Genomic DNA, 16039 nt, shown 5'->3' with positions numbered 1-16039 from the left:
GATTCGTGGGGTAGAACAAATGAATATTTGATCATATGTTATAATAACAGTTGCTGATTTAAGTAACAAGTCTTGCTTGTACCTATTTCTAACCTAATTTAATACACCCTTGCTAGATACTTAATCACATAACATAAAACACGGGGAACCTTAAAGCGGGTTCCCCGTGTTCTTTCTTCTTCTAATTTTATGTAACGCAAAAATAACAAAAATGTGACAATCCTGTAACATTCTACACCCATAATGGGAAACAGAATGTTTTTTTCTACCCCTCGAAACTGTTTTAGTTTTACGAACTACTAGTAAGTGGAGTGATTAAGGTGCAAGAGCAAGTTTTGAAAGAAACCTTAATATCAGCCAAGAGCGGTGATCCTCTCGTCCGAGAGGAACTTATAAGATCTCATAAAGCATTTATAGCTAGGGTAAGTTCCAAAATCTGCAGTAGGTATTTAACCTGGGATAATGACGATGAGCTCAGCATTGCTCTTTTGGCTTTTAATGAAGCGATTGACAGCTTCGACCCTCATGGAGGAGCTTCTTTTCATAGTTTTGTTCAAATGGTGATCCGCCGAAGATTAGTGGACTATTTTCGCAAAGAAGGCAAACATCAACATCTTTCCCTCTCGCCCATGAACTTAGAGGATGAAGAGCTGAGCCGCTACGATCTTGATACTTCTCTAGAACATTATCAAGAAAACGAGAACCAAGAGGTCTTTGCGCAAGTCGTTGAAAACTACGTTCGTGTGCTCTGTGACTATAACGTAACGTTAGATGATTTAATAAAAGTCTCCCCGAAACATAGTGACAGTAAGCAAACTCTCATAAGGGCGGCCTTAGTTTTAAGCCATAACCCTAGACTTATGGCGCATCTTCAAAAACATAGACTATTACCCATCAAAGAACTAGAGTTACTGACCGGCATAAAACGCAAAGTCCTAGAAAAGGGTCGAAAATATCTTATCGCCCTGGCACTCATCTTATCCGAACCAGATTTTTATCCGCTAAAAATATTTATGCAGCTTCCAGAAGAACCGGGAAAGAAGGTGTAAGCAAAAATGGAGAGAACCAAAGGTATCGTGATGCGGACCTCGCCAACGGTTACTGTCATCTTCACGAAAAAAGGTGACTTTTTAGAAATCCCTACTCCTCAAGAGCCACCTGTTGTAGGTCAGACTATTGAAGTTGATTTAAACCCGAAACGATTATCTGTGCTGCACAACTCCGCCTTGAAGTATGCAGCTACAGCAGCAGTATTATTGCTTGTTCTGAGCATTAGCGTTTTTTCCCTCTTATTTATTCCAAATATGGCAGTAGCCTCGGTCGCTCTGGATATCAATAAAGGCATTGAGCTATTGATCAATAAAGAGGGCAAAGTTATTAAAGTGCGAGATGTCAATGATGGGTCAAGTATAGTGGATGGAATATCAATTAAAGGGCTGGACGTGTATCAAGCTGTTGACTTAATCGTTGAAAACGCCAATCAAAAGGGAACGCTAAATGAAACTCAGAACCTGGTCTTAGCCAGCGTGGTACCGATAAATAAGTGGGGAACCCAAATTATTAATACAGAAAGACTTCGAAACTCCATCCATGCTGAAATGACTCGCAGGAACCTGTCCGGAAGTGTGGTTGTCGGTCAAACGAACCGGAAAATCCAACAAGAAGCCAAGCAACAGGGTATGACAGTTAACAGTTATTTAATATATGATCGATGTGAAGAAAAAGGTATAGCTGTTCAACCTGATACCCTTCGTAAGGATGCCCAAAAAGCTTTGGTGGATGCGAACGTCAGTGTAGCCACCCTTTTCCCTGAAGAAAGTTTCGAGATAAGAGCACAAAACTGGAAAGATAACTCCATTGATAGCAAGGAAAAGCCAACTGTTCAGAATGGTCCAGAAAACGAACACCCTTCGAATATGGAATCAAAGACTACAGAGAACCATGATTATATGGACCGTTCCGATAAACAAAATTGGTCATCCGGCAGCAACCCTAGTAATTGGAGCGCACCTAAATCTTCCAGCAGTCCTCCCGTAAATCAACCTTCGCTAGGAACATCCCCTAACTGGAGCAAACCGAGTTCCGGCCAAGTCTCCCCTGACAATAAGATTCCGGAAAGTTCCACACCGCAACAACCGATGAATCCTTCCTATAATGAAGATCGGGATTATGAAAATCCAGATGACGAAGAGCACGACTATTATAATAATCAAAACCAGTCCAATTGGCCCCAGAATTCGGGTGAGCACTCAACGTGGGATAGAAATGATTCATGGTAAATTAAAGGATTTGTTCTTATGTAGTGTTGTTCGGTTTATATTATTAGCAGACCAGTTAAACCCATAAATGAGCAGGGCAGGCGCCTATTGCAAACCGCCTGCCCTGCTCTAATGTAATCCTTTACCAACCCCAGTTTCCATTGTAACCGTTACCGTAATAACCGCCACAACAACCGTAACCGTAACCATAACCTGGAGCCTGCTGCCCAGGTTGACTTGGGTTTGTCGGTTGTGCCGTCCAGTATGCTTGCGGATAGCCTGGTGCTGCAGAGGCAATAGGTGCCCCTACCGTAAGTAAAGCAACACTTACTAAAAGAACTCGGGCTATTTTTGATAATTTCATTCTGTTCCCTCCTTTCTACGTTGCTAAGCAAAGTATAAAGTTATTATTTTACGCCCACGTCACAGATACTTAACATTTTTGTTAAATAGCATGGTATCTGATCACTAAGCTTCTTAAGTTGATGCATCATTCTTTGATTGATTAGAAAATATATATTTTATTACTCCATTTTATTATGACGATTTACCAGCACCACCAATTCTTAGAGGCATTATTCCAGCCATTATTACGAGGACTATTATACCAATAATATTTAGGCTGTTTCTTGGGATTCATCGGACTGTACCACGATCCACTCACATCAGGGTTAGCTGGTTGCCTTACATCTGGATTAAGTTGAGCTTGGTACGAGCTAGCAGTAGGGACTTGCTGCCAAAGACTAGGTGCTGCAAATGCTCTTGATAGAAAAAGAACTGTAACAAATAGAGCAATAACAATAAATATCAATAATACCTTCTTCTTCATTGTAGTCCCTCCATTTTTGATCCATAAATAGATTCTACCTTATGAGGATTACATAAAGTTAACGGATTATTAACATTTTTGTTAAAATACCTTTATAAGCTATCCCAGCAGATTTTAAGTCCACAAAGCTAGAATCTTCATGATTTCATTATCTATATACATAAGCATGATCAACAATTTTTACTCAATTCTTGTTTATGTTCTCTTTCTTTATCGCCTTAAGTGAAAAAGTAGGACAGGCGCTCATTGTAAGCGTTTGTCCTACTCTAACCTCATCTCTTTACCCAGTCCATGTTACTGGACATCATTAATGGTTACATGCCTTTAATAATAATTTTTAAATACGCCATTGCGTTATTACTAAAATATATTGCTGATAATTTACTGGAAAGCCTCAAATCGTTTCAGTTCAGTCAAACTAATTTTAGTATATTTTACCATCCATGCCCAGATCGGCTGCCAGACATATGATTCTCACCCATATTGGTATTTCGATTTTCGTTATGATTATTGTTATAACCATTTCCGTTCATTGTATTTGTTCTTTTATTCATACTGGAAGGTTGAGCACTTTGGCGCGGTTGAGTGTTATGCCATTGCTGATCCTGATGGAAATTTTTATTAGAATGCCATTGTAAGTCATCATTGCAGAAATATTGACTGTTTTGTCCTGGTTTAACAGTTGCAGGTGGTACAGCTGGAGCAGATGGTGCGTCTACTGTGGCACTCACGGCGTTACTCACAGTCTTGTCTGGTGCTGTGGCTGTTATCGAAAGTACATCCGCTTCGACTAGGGTTACTCCACGGTTCAAAGTCACCCTGTAAATACCTGTGGTTTTAGATATTGCTGTACCAATTTCGGTTCCATTTCTCATAACGCTTACTGTTGCACCCGCTTCAGCAGTTCCCATAATCATGGTGTACCCAGCTCTTACCGTTCCCCTTACTGTCGGTTGTGTTGTTTGTTCTTGAACTAGTGCTGCAGATACCGTGACACTCAGGGCGTTACTCTCAGTCTTGCCGAGTGTTGTAGCTGTTATCGAAAGCGCTTCAGCTTCGACTAGGGTTACTCCACTATTCCAAGTCACTGTGTAGGCGCCTGTGATTTCATCAGCTGTCGCTACGCCAATTTCGGTTCCGCTTCTCTTGACGCTCACTGTTGCGCCCACTTCAGCAGTTCCTGAAATCGCGGTCTCCCCAGCTCTGACCGTTCCTGTGACGGCGGGTTGCGCTGTTTGGGCTTGGACTACTGCTGCGGCTACCGTGACACTCACGGCGCTACTCTCGGTCTTGCCAGGTACTGTGGCAGTTATCGAAAGCGCTTCAGCTTCGACTAGAGTTACTCCACTGTTCAAGGTCACCGTGTAGGCCCCTGTGATTCCGTCAGCTGTCGCTGCGCCAATTTCGGTTCCACTTCTCTTGACGCTTACAGTTGCCCCAGCTTCAGTAGTTCCTGAAATCACGATGTCTCCAGCTCTTACCGTTCCTGTGACGGCGAGTTGTGCTGTTTGGGTTTGGGCTATCGTTGTATCTACCGTTGTTGATGTAGCAGCATTAACTGCTCCTACCACTCCCATTATTAGCCCAAATGACAATGTACTTACTATTAGCGTATTTTTTAAATTTTTCATCAATATCATCCCTTCATCAAACTAATCACTAAAATCAATAAATCAAATATAATGGCGCTTGCTATTTTGACCTTGATTGTTCGATTCTTTTTCAATGACCACCCCCTGCCTTCAGTAAGTTATTCGCAACAATTTATTCTATTTTAAGGGTAGCTTTCAAAAAATATTAAAGCGGGAGACTTTCAACGTTGTTAAGCTAAAATAGAGGTTTCATTTTACTCCCACGTCACATTTTCTTAACTCTTTTGTTAACGTAGCCTGCTAGACTGTCAAAACTGCAACTTGATAGATTAACTGAATACAGCCGTCAGTTGCATTAGATTCTCTTTAAAGGGTTTGTTTAAGGTGAGTGTAGCTCGGGTTATATTAATTAGCTGACCAGTTAAACCCCTAAAGGACCAGGGCAGGCGCCTATTGCAAACCGCCTGCCCTGGTCTAACCTCATTTCCCTTACCAACCCATGTTACCAGACCAGTTACCGTACATTCGGTCATTACCCCAACAATTTCCGTTGTATCCATTGTTATAATTTTGCGTCGGTTGCTTTGGAGCAGTTTGTTGTATACTGCTCTGCCGTGTTTGGTTGTTTTGATTACCACTTTGTTGAGTCGCTTGGTTAGTACTAGGAGGAGCGACAGGTGTCGCAACCGGTGTAGCAACTGGAGTTGTTACCGGAGTAGCAGCCGGAGCAGCAGTTGGGGTAGCAGTGGTATTCATATTCATGACCATCGGATTAGGATCGTTTGCAATCCAGTCGGCTATTTGTTGCTGATAGTTTGTGGAAGTAGCAGCACCGGCTATCCCGACTGCACCTACTATTAAACCAAGTGATAAGGCACTTACTAAAAATGTTTTTTTTATGTCTTTCATGAAATAATCATCCTTCCATTTCAAACCTTTGTTTACACGATGTTTTAATCCAGTATCATTCCTTAACTTACAAACTTGTGTTAACCAACGCTCTTCTTTCCTTTGAACCCCCTCCGCTTTTCATCCAGTTATTCGTTAAAGGAAACAATTTTTTAAAGGGTAGGTCAAAAAAACTTTTTTACATTCCTTGTTTTACCTGCAAACTGATATTGACTAGCTATAAGTCCCGATCGACGGTTCAACTTTAACTATTTACTAGTTTATAAGAAGAGTTTCACAACAAGGTCACAGGTTATTAAATTATTTGTTAGATTTCTTCTAAATAGTTTTAAACGTATCGGGTGCGTTGTTGCATTTTAATGGGCTGTCCCTAAGCAATCTGCTTGGGACAGCCCATTCTGTTTATGGTTTTTTCTTGTTTACCTTTTTATATATTAATGTAAATGTAGTTCAGGTCATTACAAGACGTTAACAAAAATAACCGAGGCGATCTCTCGATCAACTGCAACTTGTGTATAGCCAACTTGAAAAACGTAAGATGGAGATTTTTGAATAAGCTTAATCCGTGTTCCAGGTAGAATTCCCATAGACATGAGCTTCCTCAAAATACTCCCATTATTCGTTACAAGTTCAGAGACAATTCCCTCTTGCTGGTTGTTCATATCGCTTAATTTTATAAGATGAGTAGATTTATTCACGTTTCTCCCTCCGTTTCTTTTTAAGCCAGGAAATTAACAAAAAAAGAGCATCCTTTTACGGATACTCTGATAATAGAGTTGTTATTTTTGCCCATGTAATAGATCTTACATTTTGTTAAATAGTCTTTGTTGATTACTAAGCTTCTTCAGTTAACGGCAAGTACACGGTGAAAACGGCTCCATGGCCGGGTTCACTTTCCGCTGATACTTTTCCGCCGTGCATTTCAATAATTTTTTTAACAATAGAAAGTCCTAAGCCCGTTCCGGTTCCACGCCTCGATCTGGATTTATCGACCTTATAAAATCTTTCCCAAATATTTTCAAGCTCTTCCCGAGGAATGCCGTGGCCAGAATTTTCCACGGATATAAACGTACAATTGTACTCCATACCCAACTCTACACGAACTGCACCACCTACTTCCGAATGTTTAATGGCATTATCCAATAAATTGGTAAGAACCTGTTTGAGGCGATCTATGTTTCCCCATATGGTAATCGTTTGTTCTGGCACAGAGAGCGTAAGATTAATTTCTTTAGAATTTGCCATATTTCTTAAACGCTCAACGGTGATTTGAGCGAGTTTATTCATAACCACATATTCCATTTCATCAAAGGTTTTGGCAGCTTCCATTCCCTTTAAGTCGAGTAAATCATCCACCAGGCGCCTGAGACGCTCGGATTCGTCAATAATGTTGCTTAGATAGAGTTTCTCCTGTTCCTTCGACTTGACTAGCCCGTCTAACACTGCCTCGGAAAAGCCTTGGATCACCGTTAAGGGAGTGCGTAATTCATGTGAGACATCGGAAAGTAATTCCTGCCTTAGGTGATCAAGTCTTTCGATAGCCTCAATTTTCTCTTCAAGCTCTGTAGACATACGATTGAATGACCTGGAGAGCCGCCCAACTTCATCTTCAGAAGTAACCGGAATTTGCCTACCAAATTCGCCTTCGGTAATTTGGCGCGCTGTTTCTTCCATTCTAGCAAGAGGACGAATCATCTTTCGAGATACAAATATACTTAATATAGTAGCTAAAACAATCCCTATCAAAGCTCCTATTAGTGTAATTCCCAAAATACTATTAACATGTTGCTTCATGGCATCAATTGGACTAAAGATTACTACCAAACCAATAACCCTGGTATCTTTTTTTAAAGGAACTGCTACAAGAAACTGCTCTTCATGGACCCCATCAATCTTTCCCGCAAACACAACATTTTTACCAGCGAGAATTTGCTCTTTAAATCCTGGCTCTAAAAGCAATTTTCTAGGTGATTGATCTTGAGATGTTTGACCGTATAAAGTGTTTCCATCGATATCCATAATGGCAGTTTTAGCACTTAAAACTTTAGTCAAAATATCTAATCTATCGTTAATTACGGATTTCTGAGTGATTTCATATTTGTTAAACATTATTACGATTTCTTCTGCCTCATTAATAAAAAAACGTGCTTGTTGATTATAAACCATGGAAGTAATCTGCTTGGCCTGTATTCCAACGGAAAACAGATAAACAGCAAGGACGATTAGTACAATTGCTAACCAAAGCTTACTTACTAAGCTATTTCTTAATGACCACTTAATTCGAATTTGTAACCCACCCCTCTAACGGTCTGAATAAAGTCACTGTGTCCCACCTGGCTTTCGAGCTTAGACCTTAAACGATTGATGTGGGTATCAACAGTACGGGAATCCCCGCAGTAATCGTATCCCCAGACCATGTTGAGTAACTGATCTCGACTATAGATTTGCCCCGGCCGTTTTGCTAAGCAATGCAACAGCTCAAATTCTTTAGACGTTAAGCTTATGTTTATTCCATCTACTTCGACTTCACGAGTAATCTGATTGACCTTAAGACCAGGGTAAACAAGGATATGTTCCTTACTTTCTTCCCCTTCCAGCCTTCTTAAAACTGCCTTGACTCGGGCACTGAGTTCACGTGGGCTGAACGGTTTTACGACGTAATCATCAGCCCCTAAATCAAACCCTAATACTCGATCATTCTCTTCTCCCTTGGCTGTTAGCATGATAATAGGAATCTTGGTTTCCTTTCTTAATATCTTGCAGACCGTCCAGCCATCTAATCCAGGCATCATCAGATCAAGGATGACGATATCCGGATTATCGTTCCGAACCATCTCCAACGCTTTGTTTCCATCCTCTGCCTGGCAGACATCAAAACCTTCCGCTTCAAGGTAGAGGCACACAATTTCCCTAATTCGATCGTCATCGTCAGCTATTAAAACCTTATTGTTCAATGTTGCTCCTCCTAAATTTATTGACAACACCAATTCCTAATTACATTACTCAAGCTATTATCTTGAGGACTACTATACCAATAGTAGTCCGGCTGATAGTTTGGATTTCTTGGACTGTACAATGATCCGCTGATATTAGGGTTAGCTGATGTAGCATCAGGTATACCTTTATTTGGAATAGCTGTAGAAGATGGAATAGGTTGGGCTTGTATTGGGCTAGCATTTAGATTTTGTTGCCAAGGACGGGGCTCTGCAAATGCTTTTGTTAGAAAAAGACCTGCAACAAATAATGTGATAATCATAAATATCCTTAATGCCTTCTTCCTCATTGTAGTCCCCCCATTATCTTTCAATAACTATATTATATCTTAAGAGGATTACATAAAGTTAACGGATTTTTAACATTTTTGTTAAACTTCACTATTCTAATAGAATCAAAACTAATTGATAACATCCTAAATTGGTGCTGGAGATTACAATTTGTCTTTCTATTAATTCCACTTCATCAGAGGGAGTTTACAAGCCCCTCGTTATGGAACAGTTCCTCCGCAACAACCCTTCAAGGACAAGTTAAACTCGACAACATGGAACTGGGAATGTACTCAGTCACCCTCACCCCGACCAAGCAGGGGGATTGGACCCAGGACATTTTTATCAGTTCTCCAACTCTCGGAGAAACCACCCTCTCTTTACCACTTACCGTAACCAAGACTGGCCCGAACTGGATTCTCATTGGGAGTGTTGGCGGAGTCGTCGTATTGGCCGGCATATTTGCCCAAATTCTAAAACGTAAGCAAATTGCTTCACAGGAGGTTTAATAATGAGTCAACCAAAAAGCCTGAATCCTCACTGTTTAGGGCTTTGCTGATCTTCCATGTTCTAAGTGTAACTTTGGGATACGATTTCACCGAAAAAAAGTCTGAATTTCTCATAAAGATGGGATGTAACAAAACTTAAAGTTTCATTACATCCCATCTTTATATGAGCGCTTAAAACATGAATTGGTCATGAATTCCAACAAAGAACAGCAAAGAGAAGAATGACTTACTCTTATACAATAAAAGAAAGTCATTCTTCTCCTGTTATAAGATATCTTTGAACTTATGCAGCGATGATAGTGCTGTCTACTCCATTAATTACTCGGGGAGAAACGTTGCGCAGTCAGTCATTTCAGTGTTCTTTGCATTTGGGGATTGAACTTCAATTTTATCCGCATAGCAATGATCCCCTGAACCATAATAATGGCATGTGTTTACGACACATTTGATCCCATTGTTAGGTTGAGGCATTTTTTGAGCGCGTCCAGTCATGTAAACATTCCTCCTTTGTTTAGTTCTATAATATTATGGTCTAACGAAAACGATTTTATGAATTCCATTATGTATCCTCTTACCACTAAAAAACTACGTTATTCAATATGAGGGTCCGGAAGCAAATGACACTCCCAGCAATTCGGTTTTACAGCAGCGTAATTATGACATGAAACACAAAATTGCTCCGACGTTTTTACTCCTGGATTATAATGACAGTTCAAGCATGTTTGAAAGCTAAGTCTGTATTCTTTCCCTTTACTATTAATATACTCCGTTTTGCCCTCACGCACGCCTTCTTCTCTCCATTGGTATAGAAGTTTCATATGATTAGCCTTCATAAATTCTGTCGACTCGATACACTCCTTAACCTCAAGTTGCCGGATAGCTGGAGTATCCAAATTTATTATTGGCCCCTTGTTAGATTTCCCTAAGTTATAGAAGAAGGGTATACTCAGTAAAGCAACACCGAATATAAGCACCGCAATTATTCTTTTTCCTTTGAACATTATCTAATTACCCTTCTTTCCGGTGAGATGCCTTGACCATAACTCAAATTTCACACAGAAACTAGTACCACGTCTGTTTTAGCCATTCACTTTCCACATATTATCTCTAAATGTGTGATTTATTATGTAAAATGATTTGATCCAAGGATCGGCATAGCTTTAAGAGTTAACATAAAAGCGACTAAGGATTCTACTCCTCAGCCGCTTTTTATATGTTTACGGTGCTTACTTAAACCTTATGTATAGACAAAAGGGATAGTCCGATTATAAAGAGGAAGAACAAAAAAGTAATTTTGCCGAAACTGTAAAAATCTACACGACAGTCGTTTCATGCTATTTTAATTATTTAAAGTTAGGGGTTTTTGATCCTCAAAATGACAGGTTTTAAGTTACTCAAGCTCTACTTCAAGCTTGATTTTTTTGTACCTAACTTCGGATAATTGGCTATGAATAATGCGAACTGACTATAGTCCATTTACATAACGACCAGGGATTCCCGACGCGTCCTAACCCACATTCATCTTTTCTAGTGTCGGGAATCCCGTGTTGTACTAAACCGCTGCGCGGTGGCTTTTTGAATCCCTAATTTCATTGATTTCATGATATCATCCTTTCTGTTTAATTCTATTAAATTTGAAAGGATGATTTTTTATGTCAAAAATTGCTCAACCGCTTTCCTCACACTTGCAAACTATGAAATACGAGATGGAACTTCGAGGCTATTCTCCACAAACTCAGAACCATTATCTCTGTCATCTAAGGCAACTTGAAAAGTTCTCTAATAAGCCTGCCGTTCAAGTCTCCACCGATGAACTCAAACAGTTTCTTTATCATCGAATTAAATCCGGTATTAGCTACAGTAATATCAATATTTCCTGCAATGCATTTAAGCTCTTCTTTAACAAAGTTCTTAGCTACAACTGGTCTGACGATGTTATTGTCCGCCCCAAACGACCTAAAAAGCTACCCCATGTTCTTTCCAAAGACGAGATTCTCTCCATTATGGATCAGGTGCTTAATCTTAAACACAAAACCATTCTTATGACGACGTATTCGTCAGGCCTAAGGATTAGCGAAACGCTTAATCTTCGCATTTCAGACATTGATTCAAAGAACATGTTGCTTCGAGTTAATCACGGTAAAGGCAATAAGGATCGCTGGACGGTTCTATCTCATGAAAACCTTAAAATTCTCAGGCTCTACTGGAAACTCTACAGACCCACTGATCTTCTTTTTCCTGGCCTTGTTGAAGGTAAGCCTATCGTTGCCAGAAATGTTCAACACGTCTTTCAAGTGGCTAAAGAAAAAGTCGGAATTAGTAAACCTGCCACTGTCCATACGCTTCGCCATAGCTTTGCAACTCATCTCCTTGAAGATAATACTGACATTCGCACGATTCAAGTTCTTATGGGACACAGTGATATTTCAACGACCTCAAACTATATTCACCTATCAACTAAACATATTTCCTCAGTGAAAAGTCCTCTTGATTGGGGCGATCCGATTGCCTGAACTTCAAGATATTTTTAATCATGTTCACCTTAAGCGCCTCTCTCCAGCTCAAGCCAAAGCCTTTCATATGATTAGGCATTGCAGAACCTCTACTCTTGGTTCTCATGCCCAAGTTTGCACGGAATGTGGTGTTAAGGAGGTTTCCTTTAATTCCTGTCGTAACAGAAATTGCCCCAAATGCCAGCATTCTGTTCAGCAGGAGTGGGTTGAGGCTCAGATGTCTAAGCTTTTACCCGTCGGTTACTTTCACGTTGTTTTTACAATACCTCAGGAACTTAATACCCTCGTTTTGCAAAATCAGAAGCTACTTTATTCCATCCTAATTAAATCCCCAGGCCATACGTTGATGGAACTTGCAAGAGACCCTAAATATCTCGGGGCTACAATTGGCGTTACTTCAGTTCTTCATACGTGGGGACAGAATCTTTGCTTCCATCCCCACGTCCATTGTATCGTCCCTGGCGGGGGACTTTCCAATGATGGGCTTCGCTTCGTTCGTTCTCGTAAGAAGTTCTTTATTCCTGTTAAGGTTATTTCAAAGAAGTTCAGAGGTAAGTTCCTCGCCCTTCTTAAACAGGCCTATGACAATGGGGAACTTGCTTTCTTTAACGAGGCCACCAAACTTGTGTTAAGAAGCAATTTCCTTTCTCTTGTCGACACTTTATATGATAAGAATTGGGTTGTCTTTTGTAAGAAACCTTTTAAATCTCCGGGTCATGTTGTTCGTTATCTTGGCCGTTATACCCACAGAGTTGCGATTAGTAACTCTAGAATTAAGGGGTTTGACGGTCAATCGGTTAGCTTTGCCTGGAGGGATTATAAGGATGGCAACAAATCCAAAGACATGACTCTAGATGTTACTGAGTTTTCAAGACGGTTTCTTCTTCATGTTCTACCAAATCGCTTTGTTAAGATCAGACATTATGGTCTCCTTAGCAGCCGTAATATTAAGTCAATGCTTTATAAATGTATGAGGCTTACCGGGAGGAAGCCCTTGCATCCAATTATTAAGTCAAAGAAAAACAATAAAACCTGCCGTTCCTGTGGAAGTTCACATATTATTACGCTTATTCCTTACTCTTCGGCTACGTCCTCAAGTCCATAATAGCTGTATAACTGAAGAGCTACGGAAGACTACCTTCTTGGGGAGGGGGAAAGTCTACCCATTATTAGGCTTTTGCTATGCGTGTTTCTAAATTTAACGATAACAAACTCGTCCTGATATCCTTACAAGAGAATTTATACCCAGTTGGAAAAGATTGAATTCCCATATAGATTGAGTGCGATCTGCAGACGGTTCAGTACAACAGGAGATTCATAAGGGTCAGTTTTCTGCATCGAATTATTACTTTCCTTCTAGCTATTGATTTTAATCAATGGCTTTTTCTCTATCTAGGACCCTCATAAATCTCTAGAAGTTAAGTGAAGTTGGTCGCCCCAATATTCAGAAGTCGCCATGGACTGCGACTCCTCAAATCGCGTACAAAGCCATTCCTAAAAAGACAAAAAATATCTGCCGGTAGTTTTTTTGTAATTCAAATATTCCTTACCAAAAATTGTTGGCAGATATTTTTCCTCCTCCAAGATTTGCAGATGAAGCATATAAACCGAAAAACAAAGAAATATCAATTGCAGTAGATTACAAAATGATAAAGTCAACCCAATGTAAAACAAATCGAAGCCTAAAAAAGCAGGATTACGACTTAACTTATAAATGCCACTCTTTACTATCGTTGTTTTTTGGGAAACATCAATTCCTGCACGCCAACTTTCGCGCATTGTTGTCATGGCGATAACAAAGACAATCAAACCTAAAATCGATACTCCAATTCCTATATAGCGAGCAGAATCATTGGGAATCAATAAAAGCCATTTGTCGTTTATAATTATACTTGCAACCTGAACCGATGCCATAGCATAAGTGACAGCTTTTAAAATAATTTCTATTACATAAGTGCGTTTGGGTTTGGTCCCTCGTCCCATCCTGTCTGTCTTGATGCCGTGGCGTCGCAGTAACAACATTTTTCCAAAATAACAGCCATAAAATAATACTACAACTAATAAACCAAATAGTTGAATTAATATCAATTCGATTCCCCCAAATTCAAATTAAGCAATAAAAAATCGCCTTGTTGTTTAGCTTCGGATTTAGCCATTTGCGGTTTTCAACTCCAAAATGGAACCCCTTAGAAATGTCAGAGCCCCTTCTCAAAGAATTGGTATTTCTTCTATTGATCGGCTAACATAAAACAGTACAATTTTTTCCACTTTGTTTCGCCCTTAAGAGTGCATGATCAGAAGCCACAATAAGATCGTGAATACTCTCTCCATCATCTGGATAACTTGAAACGCCTAATGAAATCGTGATTTGAGGGTATGATCCATTATCGAGCCCACTTATTTCGGAACGGATCGTTTCGGCCATCTTCCAAGCGTTCGTTTTATCACAGTCCCTTAAAAGCAAAACTATCTCTTCTCCACCGTACCTATATACTCGACCACCCGCTCGTACACAAGCCTGAATTGTTTGTCCTACTTTAACCAGTACGCCATCCCCAACGTCGTGACCAAAACGATTGTTGAAGTCTCGAAAATTGTCTATGTCAATAAAAATTAATGCGTATGACCCGTTATGTTCTTCTAAATTTATAATATCTTCATCAAAAGCTCTACGATTAAGTATGCCTGTTAACTTATCAGTATTAAGTTTTACCCTTAGTTGCATGTTTACCTTCTTAAGCTTATCGAGTCTCCGGACAAATAGTTCCGCTGCGATGTAATTTATAAATCCGAAAACAATACCCAGTATCAAGCATTTAACTATAATACTGTTAAAGAAAGGTACAACCATGAAGTGCGTAAGTGCTGAATGAATAATTCCAATAAATACCATGAAGAAAATCAACCAAACTCTGATCATAACCTACAACCCCTCTCCAACTATCAATGTTATCATTGACCCAATAATTAGTATATAGTTATTTCATTTAACCTTTTGAACTCCTTTGAATAATTTCATTGCGAGGTTTATTTATCAAACTTTGTTACGGAACATCACTTATTGAATAATCCAGACAAAAATGAGCCACACATTAAAGCGCACCCCAATTATTGGGCATCACGATAAAGAACTTTTTCTAGAGGGGGTGACGAAACTAAAATTCGGTTTCCTATTTCTTATGGTGGTTTTCGAAAAACTTTCTGTATTCCAGGTTTTATTGTTAAATAAATCAATCCAGCTAATAGGAACATTATAACTACTACGGATATAGCCCAACGCCTTCCTCGTAAACAGTTACACAACCTCCCCAACAATGATTAATGTTACTCTTTTTTATTCATGACCAAGTTAATTTTAACGAATAGTAATAACCTTTACTTCGCAATATCCTATGATATTTGATTAATCATAAACTATTTTCATGTAAGCTATTTTAGTGTCTGGCCGAGCACTGAAGCCAGCCTTAAAGTTTTTTCTCTGTGGAGAAAAAACTTTAATTTTGATAGAGTTTTTTCTCTGTGGAGAAAAAACTTTAATTTTGATAGAGTTTTTTCTCCACAAAGAAAATATAATAACTTGGAAATTAGAAGTATAAATGGGTTTCTAAAATACGGTAATTTAACCTACGAATGCCGTCCAACACTAGTTGGGGGTAAAGAATAACCTGGGTCAGATAGTTACTGGGTAAATAAACAAGTTAAATGATTAACAGGAATCGCCAGGTCATCTTATAAAAACCTAGGAGGATTATCATGATGCACAAATAAGTATGAGCGTACTTCCGGAGCAAGATTCAATAAATATCGCCTCAGGCCGCTACAATGAAAATTCCCTCTTTCGAACGAGTCGTCCAATAAGAAATAAATCGTAGGGAGTTAACCTCAACGATCAAAATCATAGCATGATCAGCCCTCAGCAATTTGTCGCTGAGGGCTGATATACTTATATAAAGGAATTTTCCATTGATATTTGAGTGGAATGTAATTATCACATATGTTTCATTTAAACAAATTTATGTACTGAGTGGGGAGTTATTAATGAAAGTGTTTGCATTGAATGTGACCGGAAAGCGTATTGTATGAAGCCTTGTGAAGAGTGGGTAATTGCCCATGTCCAATGACCCGTATGTCGGAACAAGCTCATACATATTAGCGGATGTACCGAG

Annotated in this window: 17 protein-coding genes; 5 read left to right on the top strand and 12 right to left on the bottom strand. The window is 39.4% G+C overall.

Going from position 1 to position 16039, the window contains the following annotated elements; all coding sequences use genetic code 11:
* The first annotated feature begins 320 nt into the window (after nucleotides 1–320).
* Together sigI and HGJ98_RS13255 are read left to right on the top strand one after the other, a co-directional pair.
* Nucleotides 321–1049 (top strand): RNA polymerase sigma-I factor, encoded by a 729-nt coding sequence (gene sigI / locus HGJ98_RS13260; protein ID WP_291351886.1) that lies wholly within the window; start codon nucleotides 321–323, stop codon nucleotides 1047–1049.
* 6 nt (nucleotides 1050–1055) lie between these two features.
* Nucleotides 1056–2279 carry an anti-sigma factor domain-containing protein gene (locus tag HGJ98_RS13255; protein ID WP_291351885.1) on the top strand — a complete coding sequence of 408 codons (1224 nt, stop codon included), beginning with the start codon at nucleotides 1056–1058 and terminating at the stop codon, nucleotides 2277–2279.
* 121 nt (nucleotides 2280–2400) lie between these two features.
* Here HGJ98_RS13255 and HGJ98_RS13250 read toward each other — a convergent pair whose 3' ends face one another.
* The 8 genes from HGJ98_RS13250 to HGJ98_RS13215 form a co-directional block, all read right to left on the bottom strand.
* Nucleotides 2401–2622, bottom strand: a complete 222-nt coding sequence (locus HGJ98_RS13250) for a hypothetical protein (protein ID WP_291351884.1) — start codon at nucleotides 2620–2622, stop codon at nucleotides 2401–2403.
* Between the two features lie 183 nt (nucleotides 2623–2805).
* On the bottom strand, nucleotides 2806–3087 hold the full coding sequence (locus HGJ98_RS13245) for a hypothetical protein (RefSeq protein ID WP_291351883.1): 282 nt from the start codon (nucleotides 3085–3087) through the stop codon (nucleotides 2806–2808).
* A 434-nt stretch (nucleotides 3088–3521) separates the two neighbouring features.
* Nucleotides 3522–4718 (bottom strand): Ig-like domain-containing protein, encoded by a 1197-nt coding sequence (locus HGJ98_RS13240; protein WP_291351882.1) that lies wholly within the window; start codon nucleotides 4716–4718, stop codon nucleotides 3522–3524.
* A 450-nt stretch (nucleotides 4719–5168) separates the two neighbouring features.
* On the bottom strand, nucleotides 5169–5588 hold the full coding sequence (locus HGJ98_RS13235; RefSeq protein WP_291351881.1) for a hypothetical protein: 420 nt from the start codon (nucleotides 5586–5588) through the stop codon (nucleotides 5169–5171).
* A gap of 458 nt (nucleotides 5589–6046) precedes the next feature.
* Nucleotides 6047–6286 (bottom strand): FeoA family protein, encoded by a 240-nt coding sequence (locus HGJ98_RS13230; RefSeq protein WP_291351880.1) that lies wholly within the window; start codon nucleotides 6284–6286, stop codon nucleotides 6047–6049.
* A gap of 136 nt (nucleotides 6287–6422) precedes the next feature.
* Complete coding sequence (locus HGJ98_RS13225) at nucleotides 6423–7754, bottom strand: ATP-binding protein (protein ID WP_291351879.1); 1332 nt, start codon at nucleotides 7752–7754, stop codon at nucleotides 6423–6425.
* A 98-nt stretch (nucleotides 7755–7852) separates the two neighbouring features.
* Entirely contained in the window at nucleotides 7853–8542 is a 690-nt protein-coding gene (locus HGJ98_RS13220; RefSeq protein WP_291351878.1) for a response regulator transcription factor, read from the bottom strand.
* Between the two features lie 17 nt (nucleotides 8543–8559).
* A complete protein-coding gene (locus HGJ98_RS13215; RefSeq protein ID WP_291351877.1) occupies nucleotides 8560–8871 on the bottom strand; it encodes a hypothetical protein in 312 nt (103 codons plus the stop codon).
* A 255-nt stretch (nucleotides 8872–9126) separates the two neighbouring features.
* Between HGJ98_RS13215 and HGJ98_RS13210 the strand changes: the two genes are divergently transcribed.
* A complete protein-coding gene (locus HGJ98_RS13210) occupies nucleotides 9127–9360 on the top strand; it encodes a hypothetical protein (protein ID WP_291351876.1) in 234 nt (77 codons plus the stop codon).
* Nucleotides 9361–9678: 318 nt separating this feature from the next.
* Here the strand turns inward: HGJ98_RS13210 and HGJ98_RS13205 are convergent, their stop codons facing one another.
* Together HGJ98_RS13205 and dsrJ are read right to left on the bottom strand one after the other, a co-directional pair.
* On the bottom strand, nucleotides 9679–9852 hold the full coding sequence (locus tag HGJ98_RS13205; protein WP_291351875.1) for a DUF1540 domain-containing protein: 174 nt from the start codon (nucleotides 9850–9852) through the stop codon (nucleotides 9679–9681).
* 98 nt (nucleotides 9853–9950) lie between these two features.
* The gene (gene dsrJ, locus HGJ98_RS13200; RefSeq protein ID WP_291351874.1) at nucleotides 9951–10361 is read right to left on the bottom strand and encodes a sulfate reduction electron transfer complex DsrMKJOP subunit DsrJ; all 411 of its coding nucleotides are present in this window, start codon (nucleotides 10359–10361) and stop codon (nucleotides 9951–9953) included.
* 651 nt (nucleotides 10362–11012) lie between these two features.
* Between dsrJ and HGJ98_RS13195 the strand changes: the two genes are divergently transcribed.
* Nucleotides 11013–11873, top strand: a complete 861-nt coding sequence (locus tag HGJ98_RS13195) for a tyrosine-type recombinase/integrase (protein WP_291351873.1) — start codon at nucleotides 11013–11015, stop codon at nucleotides 11871–11873.
* On the top strand, nucleotides 11866–12978 hold the full coding sequence (locus HGJ98_RS13190) for an IS91 family transposase (protein ID WP_291351872.1): 1113 nt from the start codon (nucleotides 11866–11868) through the stop codon (nucleotides 12976–12978). The genes HGJ98_RS13195 and HGJ98_RS13190 overlap by 8 nt, the downstream gene beginning before the upstream one ends.
* A gap of 389 nt (nucleotides 12979–13367) precedes the next feature.
* Here HGJ98_RS13190 and HGJ98_RS13185 read toward each other — a convergent pair whose 3' ends face one another.
* Entirely contained in the window at nucleotides 13368–13961 is a 594-nt protein-coding gene (locus HGJ98_RS13185; RefSeq protein ID WP_291351871.1) for an isoprenylcysteine carboxylmethyltransferase family protein, read from the bottom strand.
* Between the two features lie 151 nt (nucleotides 13962–14112).
* Nucleotides 14113–14793 carry a GGDEF domain-containing protein gene (locus tag HGJ98_RS13180; protein ID WP_291351870.1) on the bottom strand — a complete coding sequence of 227 codons (681 nt, stop codon included), beginning with the start codon at nucleotides 14791–14793 and terminating at the stop codon, nucleotides 14113–14115.
* Nucleotides 14794–16039 lie beyond the last annotated feature (1246 nt).

This window comes from Desulfosporosinus sp. (genome assembly GCF_014237355.1).
Taxonomy (GTDB): Bacteria; Bacillota; Desulfitobacteriia; order Desulfitobacteriales; family Desulfitobacteriaceae; genus Desulfosporosinus.
The sequence above is the reverse complement of the archived record's forward strand: the minus strand, read 5'-3'. Positions and strand labels throughout refer to the sequence as shown.